The sequence below is a fragment of the Kribbella albertanoniae genome, assembly GCF_004348455.1.
Classification (GTDB): Bacteria; Actinomycetota; Actinomycetes; order Propionibacteriales; family Kribbellaceae; genus Kribbella; species Kribbella albertanoniae.
Window position 1 is genome coordinate 1 of record NZ_SMKA01000183.1, and the last position, 18,879, is coordinate 18,879.

The following is an 18,879-nucleotide window of genomic DNA, read 5'->3' on the forward strand; positions in this document are numbered from 1 at the left end:
CGGAGGGGGACGGTGATGGGGCGGGCCTGGAGGAGCCAGAGGTGGTCGCGTTCGAAGGCGAATTCGAGGTCTTGAGGTGCGCCCAGGTGGTGTTCGACGGCTTGGCCTAGCTGCCAGAGTTCGCGGAGTTGGGGGTCGGTGAGGCAGTAGCGGGTGCGGTCGGTGGGGGAGACCGTGGTGGTCGTGGTGCGGTCGACTCGGGTGGTCTTGTCGCCGAGGCGGCGTTCGGTGACCTCGCCGTTGACGATGGTGAAGGCGTCGGGAGTGACGCGGCCGCCGACCACGCTCTCGCCGAGTCCCCAGGAGGCTTCGACGAGCGTCGGCGAGCCGGTGAACAGTACGCCGGAGACGTCCGCGTCGACGTGCTGCTGCACCAGCACCGTCATCACTGCGTCGGTACGGCGGTACGCGGCCGCTCGCGGCGACCACAGCGACGCCCGAGTCGCGGCGATCCGCTCGGGCAGCTCCGCCAGGCTGACACCGAGGAACGAGTCGTACACACCGGCTGCAGAGCGGTCAGCGGTGTCCTCGGTCGACGCGGACGAGCGCACGGCGTACAGCCGGTCCTCAACCGGCGAGAGCTCGGCGCCGGGCGGAAGGACGAACCCAGGCGGCACCGGGAAGCCCGCACGTAGAAGCCGGCCGAGGGTCGCAGCCTTCGACCCGGCGTCCGAACCGGCCGCAGCAAGACCGATCACGTAGCAGCTCCTTCAATGTTTTGTTGACAACATTTCGTTGATGATCCACTGTTCGAGCATGCAAAGCAATGACGACCACGCGCAGGCACAGCGGGAGGCGGACGCCCGGCAGGAGCTGCTGGACCTCGGGGCCGACCAGCTCGACCGCCGTCCGTGGCAGCCAGCGCCGGTACCGCCGTCCGCCGTGGACCTCATCCACTTCTTCCTCGCGTCGAACACCGACAATCGCGAGGCCGCCATCGCCGCCCTGCAACTCCTGCCTGCCGCGCGGGCGGAGATCGATCAGCTGGAGACCGGCCTCATGTTCGCCGCCCGCGGCCTCGGCATCACCTGGGCCGAGATGGCCCGGGCCCTCGGGCTGAACTCGCCCCAAGCGTGTCAGCAGCGCCTGGACCGCCTCACCGCACGCCAGGACCAGTCGTGAGTACGCCGGACCTCCTCGTCCTGCACGCGGTCCGCCTGCTCGGCGTCGGCGACGACACCGCGGTCGCGGAACGGTTCAACCTCGATCCGGCGCAGGCGAAGGAGCTGCTGCTCGACTACCAGGCCTATGGCTGGATCAGCTGGAGTGAATTCGCCGGTCTGGGCGGCTGGTCGCTCACCGACCCTGGTCGCCTCGAGAACGAACGCCAGCTCGCGGCTGAGCTCGGACCGCACCGGGCGACCGTCCAAGCGACGTACGACGACTTCCTGCCGCTCAACGGCCGTCTGCAGGCCGCCTGCACCAACTGGCAGCTCAGACCGACCCCTGATGACCCGCTGGCCTTCAACGACCACACCGATGCCACCTGGGACCAGCGCGTCCTCGACGAGCTCGCAGCGATCGGCCAGGAGCTCACACCGCTGGTCGCGCGGTTGACCGCCGTACTGGATCGCTTCGCCGGCTACGACACGCGCTACTCGAGCGCTCGAGAGGTTGAGGAGCGCCACCGGGTGTGGTTCGAGCTGCACGAGGACCTGATCGCCACCCTCGGCGTGCGCCGGTAAGTACCCTGGAGTGGTGCGTTCCCGTCCGACTCTGCAATGGGCTCCCGGCCCCGACGTTCTAGCGCTCGAGCCCGGTACGACGGAGGTCGGGCCGCTCGCCGAGATCGTCGCCGGCCGGAAGGTCGTCGTACTCAGTGGCGCCGGCCTGTCCACCGAGTCGGGGATCCCCGACTACCGCGGCGAGACCGGCAGCCTGCGGACACACACCCCGATGACGTACGACGACTTCGCGACCAGTGAGGCCGGTCGGCAGCGCTACTGGGCCCGCAGCCATCTGGGCTGGCGGACGATCGCCCGCGCTCACCCGAACGACGGCCACCGCGCTGTCGCCGCCCTCCAAGCCCGGGGCTACCTGACCGGCGTCATCACCCAGAACGTCGACGGCCTGCACAGCGCCGCCGGGGCGCGAGACGTGATCGAGCTACACGGCAACCTGGACCGCGTGATCTGCCTGGACTGCGGTACGACGTCTGCCCGCGAAGCCCTCGACACCAGACTGCGCGCGGCCAACGCCGGCTTCGAGGCCGAGGCGACCCGGATCAACCCCGACGGCGATGTCGACCTGCCGGACGAGGTCGTCCAGCACTTCACGGTCGTCCCCTGCACGGTCTGCAACGGCGTGCTCAAACCCGACGTGGTGTTCTTCGGCGAGAACGTGCCCAAGTCCCGCGTGGAGCGCTGCTACAACCTGATCGACGCGGCCAACGCCGTACTGGTGCTGGGCTCGTCCCTGACCGTCATGTCCGGCTTCCGCTTCGTCCGGCACGCAGCCAAGGCCGGTACGCCGGTTCTGATCGTGAACCAGGGCATTACCCGCGGCGACCCGTATGCGCTGCACCGCATCAACCTGCCGCTCGGCCAGGCGCTCACGGAACTGACCGCACAGCTGCCCTGAAGACACCACCGGGCCGAGCCACGCGTGAGGTGGCCCGGCCCGGGGTCGCGTACGGATTGGAAAGGGTCAGCGTTGCGCGCTGGTCCGTACGCGGTCATTGGCGGCCTTCACGGCTCTACTGATTCCTTCCCCGCCCCACCGCCCCGGTCGAAGGTTGCAGCCTGCTTGGTCAACTCGCGCCCCTTCGCGGCCCAGGCTGCCTGCTCGGAGGCGGTGACGGTGGCGGGCTTGCCGGTCAGCTTCTTGAAGGTCAGCGAGGCGACTCCGGCCTGCCCCTCGTAGCGCGGGTGGTAGTTGGCCGCGCGGAGCAGGTTGAGGTCCTTGCCCTGGATCCACGCCACGCCGTCCGGCGCGCAGGCGTCGTGCCCCGTTGATGGTCCGAAGGTGTCGACGTATGTTGCTCCGGTGGCGGCGGCCGCGTTCGACACTGCGGCGTTCAGGGTCTGCTCGATCGAGTACAGGTAGCTGTAGTCGCCGTCGGCGAACGGCAGGATGTCCGGGCAGGTGCCGTGCTCGGGCGCTATCTTCGGATAGCCGACCAGCAAGATCGTTGCCTGCGGCGACCGTTGTTTGATGCCCTGGACAACAGTCGCGATCCGCGTCTGGGTCTGCGCGATCTTCGCCTTCAGCGTGTCGACGCCGTCGACGGTGAAGTGCGCCTTGCAGGGAGCACCGGTCGGGTCCGAGGCGCGCAGCCCCGGGCAGGTGCCGATGATCGAGCCGAACACCCCGAAGTCGTTCCCGCCGATCCCGAGCGTGACGAGATCGGTCTCCGGGGTCAGCGCGTCGAACTGCGGCCGCGCCGTACCGAGGACTGTGCTCTGCGGGTTCAGCATGTGCGTGGTGTCCGCGCCGCCGCAGCTGACATCGGTGAAGTGGTAGATGCCGAGCGCGCCCGCGACCAGCTTCGGGTAGTTGCTGTACGAGCGGGCGCACCCGAGCGACAGCAGGTCCGGGATCGGCACGAACGGCGCCGACGTGTAGGAGTCACCGAGCGCAACGTATTCGCGGTACTGAGGCCCGCCGGCGGTGGCCGGGGCGACGGTCAGCGCGGTCGTCAGCAGCAACCCGGTGACCGCCGCGATGGCACGGTGAAACTTCACTGGACCTCCCCAAGGTTCGGCAACGCGGCCCACAGTAAGTTGAGTGACGGGCCGATTACAAGGGGTGACCAAAGATCAGAGATAGAGAACTGCGGTGAGCACCATCCCGCCCAGCCCGACGACCCAGGTGAACGGCAGCGTCGACAGCATCGACCGCTCGGGCCGCACACCGGCGTACTGAGCCGCCCACACGGTCTGGGTGCTGGTCGGGTCGGAGACGCCGAAGACCTGGTTGTACGACGCCATCAGCCCGACCACGGCGGTCATCGGGTAGATGCCGCCGGTGACCAGCACACCCGCGACTCCAGCGCCGAGACCGAACACGTTGAGCGGACCGCGGAACAGGCACAGCGGCACCAGCGCGGCGAAGACCACGACGAACCAGATCGGAGCGGCCGGGCTGATCGCCGAGACGATCGGGGTCAGCGCGGTCTTGGCCCCCGGCAGCTTCACGGCCGCGAGCAGCATCCCGATCGCCACGAACAAGGCGATCGGCGGCGCTGCGACCTCGAATCCCTTGTACAGCGAGCGAAGCGCCCGCTCGTTCAGGTCACCCCATTTAGTCGTGGTCAGCAACGCATAGATCACACCGGCGAGCAGCGACGGCACGATCGGAACCGTCAATCCGAGGGCGAGCACGATCGGCACGAGCGGTGTGGCCAGGGCGTACCAGGGGGCGTCGCCGCGGCGGATGCGTGCCTTCGGCCGATCCAGCTGCACGGCCCACGCGTGCCGCGCACCTCGACGGGTCTGCACGAGGACGTAGGCGATCCCCACCACCAGCGCGATCGGGAACAGCCTGATCATCACCGTTCGGACCTCGGAGACCGGTGCGCCGAGTGCGTCGGACATGAACTGCCACACCGGCAACTCCAGCGGAGACCCGGCCGAGATCCCCATCAGAACCGTGCCCGCAGCGGCGACCGGACGCAGGCCGACCGCGATCATTGCCGGGATACCGACGACCCCGGCCAGCATCGCCGCAGGGGCCGATCCGGTGATACTTCCGCACAGGATCGACACCGCGAAGACGCCTAGCGCCACCACCGCCGGGCGCTCACCACCGAACTCGACGATCTTCCGGACGAGCGTGCCGCCGATGCCGGTCTGGTCGAGCAAGCTACCGAGCCAGGATCCGAGCAGTACGGCGATCATCGTCGCGGCGAGCGTGACGGCGCCGTTCTGCAGCACGCCGGTCAGGATGCTCTCCTTCCCGCCGGTCAGCGGTGCACCGGAGATCACCGCAATGCCCAGCGCGAGCAGGGCTAGCGCGAACGCGGTCGGCAGTATCCGAGTCAGCATCAGCACCACCCCGATGGCCATCAGAATCAGGATCGCGATCCCCATGATCAGTCCCTTCCCGCGAGTGCGGCGGTGAGCAGCAACGGGCTGACAGCCAAGCCACTGCGACGATGAGCGAACCGGTGGGCCGCGATCTCGTCCGCACCGGCCACGTGCCCGCGCAGCCGGAACGGCCCGAGTCGGGCCGCGGTGTGGCCGAGCCGCCGGTTTAGCTCACGTACGTCGAGCCGGTGGTGCGCCACCTCGTGTGCGACGGCGGCCCGGCGCAAGGACTCGCGGGTGACCGACCACCCGCGTGAGCGCGCCACCTCCTCGGTACGGCGCAACGCATCCGTGTACACGATGACCGTGCCTCGCTGGTGTTCCGCCAGCAGCACTTCACCCTTCCGTACGCCGCCCTCGCGCTCGATGACGTGGATGGTTTCAACGTCGGGGCCCTCGGCCAGTTCGTCGCCGTACTCGAGTGCTGTCTGAGCCCAGGAGCGCAGTTGCTCGCCGGTGCGGTTCTCGTGCGTGGGTGTGTCGCGCAGCAGGCCGACTGCCAGCTCCAGGTCGTTCATCCGCGGTCCTCCAGGATCAGGACGACCTGCTCGTCGTCTGCTCGGGTCTTCAGTTCGGCGCCGGCCAGGGCGATCAGCTGGTCGCGGTCGAGCACTCCGGACAGGTCGGCGATCTTCGGGCCGACCAACAGCCACACCGCCGGGACGCGCGCACCACCGTCGCCGTACCGGGTGTGCTGATCCGCCAGTACGGCGAGCCGGGCGGACGCCGTACCGGCCTCGACTGTTTCGACCACAGCGCCGTTGCTGTGCAGGCGAATCACGCCTTCCCCGTCGACTACCCGGAGACGCAGGACTGGCCGGCCGAAGCGGCGGCGCTTCGTGGCGCCGAACACCCCGTACTGCGAGGTGGTCGCGAGCTCGCTGATGTCGGAGGCCTCGACACCGATGCTGCGTGCGACCTCGGCGCGCACTGCAACCGCATCGAGGGTGGCGGAGCGGTCCTTCGTGCGGAGCTCGGTGGCGCCGGTGGCGATCGCTCGGACCAGGTTGCGCTGTGGGTCGACAGTGACATCCACCTCGACGCCGGCCGGGTCGGCGCCCTGGGCGACCACGGCGGCCTCGGCCTGGGCACGGGTGGCCAGGATGTCGGCGTTGGAAGGGTTCGGCACGATGCGCTCGACCGATTCCCGCACCAACGCCAGAGCGGCGCCGAGCGGGCTGATGACCTCCGCATGCGCAGCGATCCGCCAGTCATGGCCCGTCTCGGCGCCTAGAAACGGTGTGACTGCTGCTGCGCCGCCGCCACCGCCGACCAGCGTCGGGTGATCGAGCCGGTACTCCTGGACGAGCTGGTCGACCACTGCGCGCACCGGCTTCACCGCCTGGCGCAGTACGGCGCGCGCCGCCGCCTGCACGGTCATGCCGAGGGCTGTGGCGAGCGGCTGCATCGCTGCTTGGGCGGCGTCCGGATTCGCATAGGCGTAGCTGTCTGCGGGGACGACTCCGAGCGCGTTGGCAGCGCAGGTCAGTGTGAGGGCGTAGCGGGTGCCGTCCGCTGTCTCGATCGCCACATAGTCCGCCGGGTCACCAGGCCGCGGCGAAACAGTGATCAGCTTCGCACCGGACCAGACGGCGGCCGGTGCGAAGCAGGCGTACGGCAGGCCGGCGATGTGCGCACTGCGTGGGCCGACGTCGGTGATCGCCTTGCCGGAGTACCTGATCAGCGAGCCGCCGCCGATGCCGACGGTGCGGACGTCGAGCGCAGGCAGGTACGTCTCATGCCCGCCGAGGTGTGCGTGCCGGACCAGCACTCGGCCACGGCGGACCACGCTGATGTCGGTGGACGTGCCACCGGTCTCCAGGAACAAGCCTTCACTGAGCCGCTCCGCCATCAACGCACCCGCCACGCCCGCTGCGGGCCCGGACAGTGCCGTGAGCAACGGTCTGCGGCGCATCTCCGCCAGGGACATTACACCGCCGTCGCCACGGACGACCATCAGGGCAGCCGTGATGCCGGCTCGCCGGACGCTGCTCTCGACCAGATCCGCGGTCGAAACCATCCGGGGCATGATTCCCGCGTTCAGAACCGCCGTACGGGCTCGTTTGGTGAGTCCGTAGAGACCGGTGATCTCGTGGGTGGCTGCCGCGAGCACACCGCGCTCGCGGGCGGCAGCTGCGACCGCATCTTCGCCACCGGGATCGTCGACGCTGAACGGCTCGACCGCGACGACCACCTCGGCGCCTGCGCGCACGAGCTCGTCGACCGCCGCGCCCGCACGCGCCGGGTCTCGCACGGCGACGAATCTGATCGGCAGCTTGCGTCCCGGCGCCAGCTCCATCTTGCCGAAGGAGCGCAGCCGCTTGGTCGCGAAGGCGTCGAACCCGGTACCGACACCGGCGATGCCGACCGTCGCGACATCGCCTTCCAGCAGTGCGTTGGTTGCCTGGGTGGTGCCGTGTGCGAGGAACGAGACATCGTCCGCGCTGAGTCCCAGGTCGGCGCGCAGCTTCTCGAGCGCCTCCAGGATGCCGTGCGCGACGCCGTCGTCATGGTCGTGACTCGTCGGCACCTTGACCTGGCCGAGCAGTTCGAACGTGCGTGCGTCGACGGCGACCGCGTCGGTGAACGTGCCACCGACATCGATCCCGACCCGCACTGCACCTGGCTGGAACGTCATGGCTCGCACCTCCAGGGGGCGTAAAGGAGTGTCAGTAGCCCCGTACGTCGGGCCACCGTCGTTCGACACCGGCGCGATCGAGCAGCCGGGCGAACTCTTCGAAGACTGCGGGGCTCTCGCCCACGTGATGCGGCTCGGTGCCGCCGCGCAGGGCGAACCCGGCCAGCTGCCCGGCGACCTCGCCGATGTTCCACTCGACGGGATGTAGCCGATGGCAACCATTGGTGATGTGCGTGGTGCCGATGTTCTTGCCGGCCGGCAGCAGGTTCCGCATCCGCCTTGGCAGCAAGGCGCCCAGCGGAAGTTCGAACGGCACACTCGGTACGTCGACATAGTTGTCGCCCGCCGTCGAGGGGTGCAGGTCGAGGCGGTAGCTGCCGACGCCGACCGAATCCTCACGCCGTTTGCGGCCGGTCGGTCCGAGGATGTCGAGCGACACGTCCTGCTCGACGATCGTGGTCAGCGCCTTGATCCGACGCCCTTCCCGCACATAAGCGGACTTCGCGAGGCCGTCGTTCGTACCAACCACGTCGTGGCGCAGCCGCAGCCCCGGGAAGCCGGTACCGCCGTCGAGCCGGGGCGCCTCGGTCTGCAGCCAGTACAGGAGCGACAGCGACAGCTGCTTGGCCTCGTCGTGGGCCTGCGCCACATCCGCAGCAGTGGTCACGCCGTCGATCTCGAGCGCAGGCCGCAGCCAGTAGTCGTTGAGCGGCCAGTTGACCAGCGTGATGTCGGAGTCGAACGCGCCCGGCTGATGCAGCTTGCGGGCCAGGATCCGGCGGAAGCCCCACAGCTCCTTGTCACCCGCGTCGGCGCTCTGGTCAGCGCTGATCGCCAGCGGATCCGTGGCGGGGTTGGGATCGAAGGTCCGGGGCATCGGCTCCAGCGACCGCGGGTCCGGGGCTAGGAAGCCGAGCAGGGGACCGGGCCAGAACTCCGGCGTGTAGTCCCGCCAGAAGCCGTACATCCGCGGCCGGTCGATCGTGTGGTCCTGCCCAGCGTGGTGCGAGAGCGCGAAGCAGTACGTGATGCCCTGCAGGTTCGCCGCATTCGCCCGCTCGGGCGCGTGCGGCTCGCCGTACTCGGACTGTGCCTCGGCGCCGACCGCGAACTCGGTGCCGGTCAGCGGCAGCAGGTCACCGTTCTCTGTTGCGTCCAGCACGTACGTCGCACTGATCGTGGTGCGCGTGCCGTCGGGCCCCTCAAGCGTCACCGCGTCGATGCGGTCGCCGCTGACGTCGGCTGCGACCGGCCGGTGCTGCAGCAGCACGGTCAGGCGCCCAGCCGAGCGGTGTGGTGCCAGCATCGCCTCCAGTACGGCGAGAGCGACCCGAGGCTCGTGGCACAGCTTGCTGACCCGGCCGGCTCCCGGATTGAGGTCGGCCAGCGCGGCCGCCTCCGCACGGAGCGGGTAGTGGCGGCGGTAGTAGTCGCGCACCCCCTCACGAAACGTCCGGTACGTCGCTGTGCTCCCGAACTGCTCGATCCACGGGTTCTCGTCCGGTGGTACGGCCTGGGCGGTGAACTGACCACCCACCCAGTCGGTCTCCTCGGTCAGTACGACGCGGTGTCCGGCGGACGCGGCGGCCAGGGCGGCTGCGACGCCACCGACTCCGCCACCGACAACGAGGATCTCGGTGTCGAGCTCAGTCATTCAGTACTCCTAGGCGGTCCGACCTCGCGGCCGGCTACTGGTGGGCACCACAGCAGTTGCTGCGGCGTCGTTGCCTGGTCGGTGATCAGTTCGATGAGCAGCCGCACCGCATGCCGCCCCATCTCCTGCATCGGCACCTCGAAGCCGCTGACCCCGGGCGGTCCGCCCAGCACCGCGAGCGACAGGTCATCCGGTACGGCGAGCCCGGCCGCGTCGACTGCGGTCCGGACGGCCCGGTACGCCGTACCGGTGTCGGTGCCTTCGACCACCAGCGCGGTGACTCCGTCGGCTAGCCAGGAGCGCACTGCATCGACCGGTAACGCCGGTCCGTCGAGTCGGACGACCTCTGTGTCCGGTGCGGCCTGCAGCACGCCTAGTAGGCGGTCTTCCGACGACGGGGCTTCGTCGGGCTCTCGCACGTACCGGATCTTGCGGTGGCCGAGGCCGATCAGCCGCTCCAGCACCTCTGCCGAGGCGGCGACGTAGTCAGCGCCCACGTAGGGAATCCGGCCGCCCAGCTCCGGCCGCCGGCCGATGTAGACCAGCGGGAAGCCCGCATCGACCAGTCTGGCCACCGGCGCCTCGGGCACCTCGCGGCCGAAGAACAGACAGCCGTCGGCCATCCGGGTACGGCGGATCGCCGCCTCCTGCCGGGCCTCCGGACCGCTCGTGCCGGTGAACAGGATGAGGTCCTGACCGAGTGAGGCGGCCTCGGCCTCCACCCCGGACAGGATCGGGTGGTAGATGTCCGCCTCGTTCGTCGGGAACGCGGTGCGGAAGGTGTACAGACCCAGCAGGTTCGACCGTGAGTGCGCTAGCCGCTTGGCGACCGGATGCGGGACGTAGCCGAGGTCCTCGGCGACCTCCAGGATCCGCAACCGGGTCGACTCGGCCATCCGGACCGTCTGCTTACCCCCGAGCACGACCGAGACGGCGGCCTGGGAGACCCCCGCGATCCGGGCGATATCCGCCTGCCGCGGCATCCGGCGTTCTGTCGTCATCTCGTCCCTCATCACTGGCTAATGCGCTTTAGCCGAGCATCAAGGGGATTTCCGGTGAAGTCAAGACTTCCTTGTTTGGAGCATTAATCGCTGAGAGAGGCGACTAATACGTATTAGCGTCTTGACGGCATCGCTGAGCCGCGATCACAGTCGAGAAACCAACCCCGCCCCCGAGGATGTGGTCGTATGACGCAGCTTTCCCGCCGTACCGTGCTCCGCGGAACCGCCGGCCTGGCCGCGCTGCCCCTGCTCAGCGCCAGTCCCGCGAACGCCGCGCCTGCTGGATTTCCGACGTACCGGTATGTCCGGACCGCGTTCGACAAGTCCAAGCTCAGCTACGAGCCGGCGCGTAAAGAGGTGATCTTTCCGTGCATCCGGGGAACGATCGGGCGGATCGCGAACCCGCTCGGCCGCTATTACCTGTACTACGCGCCGCACGATGCACCTGGTGGCATCTGCCTGAGCTACAGCAACAGTCTCGAGGGGCCCTTCATCGAGTACCCGAACAATCCGATCGTGGCGCGCACCTGGAGCCCGCACTACAACGTCAGCCACGTGTCGTCGCCGCACGTGCTCTGGAACGAGTCGGCGCAGGAGATGTGGCTGTACTTCCATGGCGAGAACACCACGACCCGGCTTGCGCGCTCGAAGGACGGCATCCACTTCACCTACGACAAGGTGGTGCTGTCGACCTCGATGATGCCTTCCGGTACGACGGAGACGTCGTACGCGCGGGTCTTCGAGCACGAACTGCCGGCCAAGGGGTCGAAGTACGTGATGGTCTTCATGATCAACACGACCGCGAACCGTCGATCGATCGGCTGGGGTCGTTCGGTCGACGGGCGGACCTGGGTGTTCTCGCCGAATTCGCTGATCCGTCCGGAGGAGGTCGGCTCGCAGAACATCGGCGCGCCCACTGTCGTGCACCGCAACAACTCGACGTACGTGATCTATCACCAGGACAAGGCGTCCGGCGGACGGATGCTGATCACCGAGGTGGGCAACGACTTCACCAAGCGCAACCATCTCGGCGTGTTCCACAATCCGCTGGCCGGGGCCCCGGACAACGGCCGCTGTGCCGCCGCGTCCTTCGGCACCATGGACGGTAAGGAATACATGTTCTACGAGGCGGGGGAGCGGCTGGACGGAGCCATCGCGATCGCCCGCGCCATCTGATAGTGGGTCGGTGCGTTGGGGGAGTGCCAGCCATGGAATCCTGGTGTTATGCAGGTCTGGCACGGTTTGGACGAGGTGGGTGCGGAGTTCGGCCCGTCGGTCGTCACCATCGGCAACTTCGACGGGGTGCACCGGGGACACCAGGAGGTGCTTGCGCATGCCAAGACGCGGGCTGCCGAGCTTGGTGGCCTGCCGGTGGTCGCGCTCACCTTCGACCCGCACCCGATGCGGGTGCTGCGGCCGGACCACGCGCCGCTGATGCTCAGCGAGCCCGGTCAACGGGCTGAACTGCTCGGCCGGCACGGCGCCGACGCCGTACTGATCCTGCCGTTCGACAAGGACGTGGCGAGCTGGTCGCCGGAGGAGTTCATCGAGCGGGTGCTGGTCGGCACGCTGCACGCCAAGGCGATCGTGGTCGGGGAGAACTTCCGCTTCGGCCACAAGGCCGCCGGGCACGTCGACACGCTGGTCGCGGCCGGTACGACGTACGGGTTTCAGGTCGAGGGCCTGAGCCTGGCGGGCGATGCTCAGCCGTGGTCGTCGACGTACGTGCGGCAGCGGTTGGCTGAGGGTGACGTGGAGGCTGCGGCCGAGGCGCTCGGGCGCCCGCTGCGGGTCACCGGGGTGGTGATCGAGGGCGACAAGCGCGGACGCGAGCTGGGGTACCCGACGGCGAACATCCCGGCTGATCCGATCGCCGCCGTACCGCTGGATGGTGTGTACGCCGGTTGGCTGACTGTCCTGACCCCGGCTGAGGGGGCTCCGGCGTACGAAGAGCCCATGCCCGCGGCGATCAGCGTCGGTAGCAACCCGACCTTCGACGGCGTGGATCGGCGGGTAGAGTCGTATGTGCTGGATCGCGACGACCTGGAGCTGTACGGCGCCCGGGTCGCGATCGACTTCGTGGCGCGGCTGCGGGGGAGTCAGATCAGGTTCGAAACCATCGATGACCTGCTGGTTCAGATGAAGGCGGATGTCGACGGGGCACGCGGGATTCTCACCCAGAATTAACGTGCCGCGTCCACGGACTGATACTCTGGCCGCTGCCGTCTGACGGCCGCGGATCGAGAGTGCTCGGGTGACGAAGCCCCGGTGCGCCGCGCAACGGAAATCGAGAGGAACTTCTGTGTCGGCTGTTGATGCTGCAACGAAGAAGAAGATCATGGGCGAGTACGCCCTGACCGAGGGCGACACCGGCTCCCCCGAGGTCCAGGTTGCGCTGCTGACGCACCGCATTTCGCACCTGACGGAGCACCTGAAGGAGCACAAGCACGACCACCACAGCCGTCGTGGCCTGCTGCTGCTCGTCGGTCAGCGCCGCCGGCTGCTGAACTACCTGGCGAAGAAGGACATCAGCCGTTACCGCTCGCTGATCGAGCGGCTCGGCCTTCGCCGATGACGTCGTGAGGAGCGGCCGCCGAGGTTGGGTGGCCGCTCCTCGCGTATCCACGCCCAGGGTGGGCGTGGATCACAACTGAATACGACGAGGCGACGCGCAGCGCGTGGCGGGAGGACGACCGGTCCTCGGTAGTGACCTTCGGAACTTGCTGTTCATTTTTCTTTGGGCAGGAATCCGCGGGCCTCGATCGAAGACCGGCACCCCGATAGCTCGCGCTCCGCAGTCGTCAACACTGTAGGAGAGAGGGGTATCCCGTGTCGGGATCCACCAACGCGCCGATGGACGGCGCACAGTTTTCTGAGGCCGTTGTCGACAACGGCAGTTTCGGTACCCGCACCATCCGCTTCGAGACGGGCCGTCTGGCCCAGCAGGCCGCCGGCTCCGCCGCCGCCTACCTCGACGGCGACACGATGGTGCTCTCGGCCACCACGGCCTCCAAGAAGCCGAAGGACCAGTTCGACTTCTTCCCGCTGACGGTCGACGTCGAGGAGCGGATGTACGCCGCGGGCCGGATCCCCGGCTCGTTCTTCCGTCGTGAAGGGCGGCCCTCGGAAGAGGCCATCCTGACCTGCCGGCTGATCGACCGCCCGCTGCGGCCGTCGTTCGTCTCCGGCCTGCGGAACGAGATCCAGGTCGTCATCACGGTCCTGGCGCTGAACCCGGACAAGCTGTACGACGTGCTCGCGATCAACGCGGCGTCGATGTCCACCCAGATCGCCGGGCTGCCGTTCTCGGGCCCGATCGGCGCCACCCGCGTCGCCCTGATCGGCAACCAGTGGGTCGCGTTCCCGACCCACAGCGAGCTCGAGGACGCCGTCTTCGACATGGTGGTCGCGGGTCGCGTCACCGACGCCGGTGACGTCGCGATCATGATGGTCGAGGCCGAGTCCACCCCGGGCACCTTCGACGCCGTCGCCGCCGGCAAGACGGCGCCGACCGAAGAGGTCGTCGCCGAGGGCCTGGAGGCCGCCAAGGGCTTCATCAAGACCCTGGTCGACGCGCAGGCCGAGCTGGCCGCCAAGGCGTCCAAGCCGACCGGTGAGTTCCCGGTCTTCCCGGACTACCTGGACGACGCGTTCGCCGCGGTCGAGAAGGCCGCCACCGCCGAGCTCACCGAGGCGCTGGCGATCACCGGCAAGCACGACCGCGAGGACGCCACCGAGGCCGTCAAGGCCGCCGTCGTCGGCAAGCTGGCCGAGTCCTTCGAGGGCCGCGAGAAGGAGCTGTCCGCAGCCTTCCGCTCGCTGACCAAGAAGCTCGTCCGCAACCGCGTCCTGACCGACAAGGTCCGGATGGACGGCCGCGGGCTGGCCGACATCCGCCCGCTGAAGGCGCAGATCGGCGTCCTGCCGCGGGTTCACGGTTCGGCCATCTTCGAGCGCGGCGAGACCCAGATCATGGGTGTCACCACGCTGAACATGCTCCGGATGGAGCAGCAGCTCGACACGCTCTCCCCGGAGACGCGCAAGCGCTACATGCACAACTACAACTTCCCGCCGTACTCGACCGGTGAGACCGGCCGGGTCGGTTCGCCGAAGCGCCGCGAGATCGGTCACGGCGCGCTGGCCGAGCGGGCCCTGGTGCCCGTGCTGCCGTCGCGGGAGGACTTCCCGTACGCGCTGCGTCAGGTGTCCGAGGCCCTCGGGTCGAACGGCTCCACCTCGATGGGCTCGGTCTGCGCCTCGACCCTGTCGCTGCTGAACGCCGGTGTGCCGCTGAAGGCCCCCGTCGCCGGTATCGCGATGGGCCTCATCTCCGGTGAGGTCGACGGCAAGCTCGAGTACGTCGCGCTGACCGACATCCTCGGCGCCGAGGACGCGTTCGGCGACATGGACTTCAAGGTCGCCGGCACCAAGGACTTCGTCACGGCCCTCCAGCTGGACACGAAGCTCGACGGCATCCCGGCCAGCGTGCTCGCCGGTGCGCTGACCCAGGCCAAGGAAGCCCGCCTGACGATCCTGGACGTGATGGCCAAGGCCATCGACGCACCGGGTGAGATGAGCGAGTTCGCGCCGCGGGTCATCTCGGTCAAGGTCCCCGTGGACAAGATCGGAGAGGTCATCGGCCCGAAGGGCAAGATGATCAACCAGATCACCGACGAGACCGGCGCCGACATCTCCATCGAGGACGACGGCACCGTCTACATCGGTGCGACGGACGGCCCGTCGGCCGACGCCGCGCGCGCGATGATCAACGCGATCGCGAACCCGACGATGCCGGAGAAGGGTGAGCGCTACCTGGGCACGGTCGTGAAGACGACCAACTTCGGTGCGTTCATCAGCCTGCTCCCGGGCAAGGACGGCCTGCTGCACATCAGCAAGCTGCGTGGCCTGGCCGGTGGCAAGCGCGTCGAGGCCGTCGAGGACGTTCTCTCGGTCGGTCAGAAGCTGCAGGTCGAGATCGCCGAGATCGACGACCGTGGCAAGCTCTCGCTGATCCCGGTCGTCGAGGGTGAAGACAAGGCTGAAGAGAAGGTTGCTGACTCCGCCGAGTGAGTAGATCCATCACCAGCACTCTGCTGAGCCCGGAGGCGGGCGGTCCGGTTACCCGGACCGTTCTGCCCTCCGGGCTTCGTGTGCTGTCCCAGTCCGCACCGGGCTTCCGCTCGGTGACCTTCGGGGTGTGGGTCGGCGTCGGCTCCCGCGACGAGCCGGAGCAGTTCAACGGCGCGACGCACTTCCTCGAACACCTGCTGTTCAAGGGCACCGAGCGCCGCGACGCGCTGGAGATCTCGGCCGAGATCGACGCCGTCGGTGGCGAGATGAACGCGTTCACCGGCAAGGAGTACACCTGCTACTACGCGCGGGTGCTCGACTCCGATCTGCCGCTCGCGGTCGACGTCATCTGCGACATGATCACCTCGGCCACGCTCACCGACGCGGACGTCGAGAGTGAACGCGACGTCATCGACGAAGAGATCGCGATGCACGCCGACGAGACGTCGGACCACATCCACGACCTGTTCGCCGAGCAACTGTGGGGCACGTCCCCGCTCGGCCGCTCGATCACCGGTACGCCGGAATCGGTGGCCGCGCTGACCCGGGACCAGGTCGTCGGCTGGTACCGCGACCGCTACCTCCCCGCCAACATCGTCGTCTCGGTCGCCGGCAACGTCGACCACGAAGAGGTCGTTCGCCTGGTCAGCAAGGCGTTCGAGCGCCACTGGGTCAGCGCCGACGCCGACCCGTCCCCGGTCCGGACAGACTCCGGCCTGCGCATCCCGACGTACGGCGGGACCCAGGTGCACCACCGCGACGTCGAGCAGGCGCACCTCGTGTTCGGCATGCCGGGACTGGTCCGCAACGACCCGCGCCGGTACGTCGCCGGTGTCCTGCACGGGATCGTCGGCGGCGGCATGTCGTCCCGGCTGTTCCAGGAGGTCCGCGAGAAGCGTGGCCTGGCCTACTCGGTCTTCACCTTCGGCTCGGCGTATTCAGATGCCGGCATGGTCGGCGTGTACGCCGGATGTTCGCCGAAGAAGGCCCCCGAGGTCCTAAACGTCGTCCGCGCCGAGCTGGAGTCGATCGCGTCGGGCACCATCACGCCCGACGAGCTGCTCCGCGGCAAAGGCCAGATGCGTGGCTCAGTCGTGATGGGCCTCGAAGACACCGGCGCCAAGATGACCCGGATCGCCAAGTCCGAACTCGTCTACGGCGAGCTCCCCACCGTCGACCAGATCCTCCACCACATCGACGCCGTCACCCTCGACGACGTCACCGCCCTAGCCGCCGAGCTCTACGCCGGCACCCCAGCCCTCACAGTCATGGGCCCCTTCAAGGAAGACACCTCAGCCTTCGCGCTGTGATCTGGCGGTCCGCGCTGGCCGGTGTACCGACCGACGGGTAGTGGTCCCTCCTGGGCGGGAAGCGGCAGCGGTGGCAGGCTGCGATCCCGCCGATCCCGTCGACCACTACCCGTTCTTCGGTACGCCGGTGACCTCTCCAAGGAAGACACCAGGGCTTTTGGGTTGTAATCTCGACCGCACGTCACACGTGATCTGCCGCTGGATCGCACTCTGAACGCGATCATATGCACTTGACGGCCGACGGTTCCCGCGCTGTTTCCGCAGCGCGGCTCCGGCCTGTCATCTGCGAGGATCACCATGCTCGAAGCGTTCCGTACTGCCCGCGACTCTCTGGTCGACGCCGCCCGGGTCTCACCTGGCTTGCTCACCTTGTGCTCGTTGCTGGTGCTGGCTCAGGCTGCGCTGCCTGGCGCGCAAGTCGTGCTGATCGGCCAACTGGTCGATCGGCTCACCGCCGGTGAGCGGCCGTGGGGGTTGCTGATCACGCTGACCGCCGTCGTCGGGTCGATGTACCCGCTGGGGGCGATGGCGCGGGATGCCGGTCATCGGCTGATGTTGCGCCTCAAGCTGCACTATCGCTCGGACCTCCTGCACACGTCAGCCCGGCTCAGCCCGAGCAGGCTCGCCGATCCTGAGGTGGTCACGGAGCTGGAGGCCAGTCAGGCCGCGATCGATCCAATGAGTACCGTCGCGAACCAGCCGGTGCAGGTGCTGGGGGCCGCGGTGACCGCGGGCGTCCTCTGCGCCGCCATCGGGTCGATCAATCCGCTGTCCGGCGTACTCGTGCTGGTCGCGCTGGTTCCGACCGTGCTCGCGTTTACTGCCGTCGCCCGGATGGAGGCTCGCCGGTGGCCGGAAGTCGCGGCGAACGACCGGCGAGCGATGTACGCGACCGAACACCTCCTTCAGCAACGCTCCGGCACCGAACTGGCCGTCCTCGGCTCCGGCGCCAAGGTCGCCACCCTTGCGATCACCTACCGCGCTGTCGCGACTCGGGTGATGGACCGGATGATCCGTACGGCGATGACCTTCGAACTCGCGGCAACCCTCGCCACCGTGTTGCTGTTCGGCGCTGCCCTGGTGGCGCTGGTCGTCGGTGGTGCCAGCGGGGGAGCGGCCGCCGCTGCAGTCGCCGGAACCATCTCCGGCCTGAACGCGATCCGCTTGTGTGGCTACGCGTTCGGGCTCATCGTCACGGCGGCACCCCGCGCGGCGACGTACCGGCGTTTCGTCCGCAGCGTCCCACCCGCGGAGCGGCAGACCGTCGTACCTGTCGTCGAATCCGTTGCCCTCAGCAACGTTACCTTCCGCTACCCCGGAGCCGGTACGGCGGCGCTGCGCGCTGCGACCATCACCGCCCGTCGAGGCGAACTGGTCGCGCTGGTCGGCGTCAACGGCGCGGGCAAGTCGACCGTCGTCAACCTCCTGGTCGGCGCCCTGCGTCCTGACTGCGGTCAGGTGTTGATCGACGGGCGGGACGCGGCGCGGTTGACCGAAGCCGAGCGGCTGGGGCATTTCGGGTTGCTGGTGCAGGAGTTCGGGCGGTTCGAGTTCACGCTGCGGGATGCCGTCGCGCTCGGCTCACCGCAGCCGGTGCCGGATGACGCCGTACGCGCGGCCCTCGCTGGAACGTTTGCCGCCGACCTTCCGCTCGATACTCAGCTCGGCCAGCAGTGGGGTGGCACCGGCATCTCGGGCGGTCAGTGGCAGCGGGTGGCGCTCGCCCGGATCCAGCTCCGGAACGCCGGGGTCTGGATCCTGGACGAGCCGACCTCCGCCATCGACGCCGAAGCGGAGCGCGCGATCTTCGCGGACCTCCGCCGTACCAAGGCCGACCGCATCACGATCGTCGTCTCGCACCGAGCCTCCACCCTCACCGAGATGGACCGCATCTACGTCATCGACGCCGGCTCGGTGGTCCAGCAAGGCACCTACCAGCAACTGATCGCCCACCCCGACGGCCGCTTCGCCACCCTCTTCACCGCCCAACAGACCTGAGCCACCCGAAGCGCCCCCGATCCCGCGGCTTTGTGGAGTCTCGCGGTCGCTCCGTGGCAGTCAGACTCCACAAAGGCAGAGCGGTTGGCGGGGGCGGGGGCTGCGCGTTTGTGCGTACAAGCGGATTTGTCGGGAATCGGCTATGACATCTGATGACTTTGGGCGTGGGGGCGATTAGGGT

The 18,879-nt window shown here is 68.5% G+C and carries 16 protein-coding genes; 9 read left to right on the plus strand and 7 right to left on the minus strand.

Annotated elements, in window-relative coordinates; all coding sequences use genetic code 11:
* A partial coding sequence (locus tag E1261_RS30170) for a PEP/pyruvate-binding domain-containing protein (RefSeq protein WP_272948617.1) occupies positions 1 to 698 on the minus strand: 698 nt, incomplete at its 3' end.
* A gap of 58 nt (positions 699 to 756) precedes the next feature.
* On the opposite strand from E1261_RS30170, the gene E1261_RS30175 reads away from it, so the two are divergent.
* Genes E1261_RS30175 through E1261_RS30185 form a run of 3 tightly spaced genes read left to right on the plus strand, consistent with a single transcriptional unit; the run spans position 757 to position 2,580 of the window.
* Positions 757 to 1,122 (plus strand): death domain-containing protein, encoded by a 366-nt coding sequence (locus E1261_RS30175; RefSeq protein ID WP_238176524.1) that lies wholly within the window; start codon positions 757 to 759, stop codon positions 1,120 to 1,122.
* Positions 1,119 to 1,685, plus strand: coding sequence for a transcriptional regulator (locus E1261_RS30180; RefSeq protein WP_132412508.1), 567 nt, complete (start codon positions 1,119 to 1,121; stop codon positions 1,683 to 1,685). Before E1261_RS30175 ends, E1261_RS30180 begins: the two co-directional genes overlap by 4 nt.
* 13 nt (positions 1,686 to 1,698) lie before the next feature.
* Positions 1,699 to 2,580 carry an NAD-dependent protein deacetylase gene (locus E1261_RS30185; protein WP_132412510.1) on the plus strand — a complete coding sequence of 294 codons (882 nt, stop codon included), beginning with the start codon at positions 1,699 to 1,701 and terminating at the stop codon, positions 2,578 to 2,580.
* Between the two features lie 107 nt (positions 2,581 to 2,687).
* On the opposite strand, the gene E1261_RS30190 is transcribed toward E1261_RS30185, so the two are convergent.
* The 6 genes from E1261_RS30190 to E1261_RS30215 all read right to left on the minus strand — a co-directional run bounded on the left by E1261_RS30190 (position 2,688) and on the right by E1261_RS30215 (position 10,320).
* Positions 2,688 to 3,683 (minus strand): SGNH/GDSL hydrolase family protein, encoded by a 996-nt coding sequence (locus E1261_RS30190; protein ID WP_132412512.1) that lies wholly within the window; start codon positions 3,681 to 3,683, stop codon positions 2,688 to 2,690.
* A 75-nt stretch (positions 3,684 to 3,758) separates the two neighbouring features.
* Entirely contained in the window at positions 3,759 to 5,030 is a 1,272-nt protein-coding gene (locus tag E1261_RS30195; protein ID WP_132412514.1) for a transporter, read from the minus strand.
* Between the two features lie 2 nt (positions 5,031 to 5,032).
* Positions 5,033 to 5,545 carry a hypothetical protein gene (locus E1261_RS30200; RefSeq protein WP_132412516.1) on the minus strand — a complete coding sequence of 171 codons (513 nt, stop codon included), beginning with the start codon at positions 5,543 to 5,545 and terminating at the stop codon, positions 5,033 to 5,035.
* Entirely contained in the window at positions 5,542 to 7,665 is a 2,124-nt protein-coding gene (locus E1261_RS30205; protein ID WP_132412518.1) for a hydantoinase/oxoprolinase family protein, read from the minus strand. The genes E1261_RS30200 and E1261_RS30205 overlap by 4 nt, the downstream gene beginning before the upstream one ends.
* A 31-nt stretch (positions 7,666 to 7,696) precedes the next feature.
* The gene (locus E1261_RS30210; protein ID WP_132412520.1) at positions 7,697 to 9,319 is read right to left on the minus strand and encodes an FAD-dependent oxidoreductase; all 1,623 of its coding nucleotides are present in this window, start codon (positions 9,317 to 9,319) and stop codon (positions 7,697 to 7,699) included.
* The gene (locus tag E1261_RS30215) at positions 9,316 to 10,320 is read right to left on the minus strand and encodes a LacI family DNA-binding transcriptional regulator (RefSeq protein WP_202875162.1); all 1,005 of its coding nucleotides are present in this window, start codon (positions 10,318 to 10,320) and stop codon (positions 9,316 to 9,318) included. The genes E1261_RS30210 and E1261_RS30215 overlap by 4 nt, the downstream gene beginning before the upstream one ends.
* A 186-nt stretch (positions 10,321 to 10,506) precedes the next feature.
* On the opposite strand from E1261_RS30215, the gene E1261_RS30220 reads away from it, so the two are divergent.
* The 6 genes from E1261_RS30220 (at position 10,507) to E1261_RS30245 (ending at position 18,698) form a co-directional block, all read left to right on the plus strand.
* Positions 10,507 to 11,496, plus strand: a complete 990-nt coding sequence (locus tag E1261_RS30220) for a glycoside hydrolase family protein (RefSeq protein WP_132412522.1) — start codon at positions 10,507 to 10,509, stop codon at positions 11,494 to 11,496.
* A gap of 48 nt (positions 11,497 to 11,544) precedes the next feature.
* Complete coding sequence (locus tag E1261_RS30225) at positions 11,545 to 12,507, plus strand: bifunctional riboflavin kinase/FAD synthetase (RefSeq protein ID WP_132412524.1); 963 nt, start codon at positions 11,545 to 11,547, stop codon at positions 12,505 to 12,507.
* Between the two features lie 115 nt (positions 12,508 to 12,622).
* Positions 12,623 to 12,895, plus strand: coding sequence for a 30S ribosomal protein S15 (gene rpsO / locus E1261_RS30230; RefSeq protein WP_132412526.1), 273 nt, complete (start codon positions 12,623 to 12,625; stop codon positions 12,893 to 12,895).
* 278 nt (positions 12,896 to 13,173) lie between these two features.
* On the plus strand, positions 13,174 to 15,390 hold the full coding sequence (locus E1261_RS30235) for a polyribonucleotide nucleotidyltransferase (protein ID WP_132412534.1): 2,217 nt from the start codon (positions 13,174 to 13,176) through the stop codon (positions 15,388 to 15,390).
* Positions 15,387 to 16,700: a M16 family metallopeptidase gene (locus tag E1261_RS30240; RefSeq protein ID WP_132412528.1), complete on the plus strand. Its 1,314-nt coding sequence runs from the start codon at positions 15,387 to 15,389 to the stop codon at positions 16,698 to 16,700. The genes E1261_RS30235 and E1261_RS30240 overlap by 4 nt, the downstream gene beginning before the upstream one ends.
* A gap of 297 nt (positions 16,701 to 16,997) precedes the next feature.
* A complete protein-coding gene (locus E1261_RS30245) occupies positions 16,998 to 18,698 on the plus strand; it encodes an ATP-binding cassette domain-containing protein (RefSeq protein ID WP_132412530.1) in 1,701 nt (566 codons plus the stop codon).
* The last annotated feature ends 181 nt before the right edge of the window (positions 18,699 to 18,879 follow it).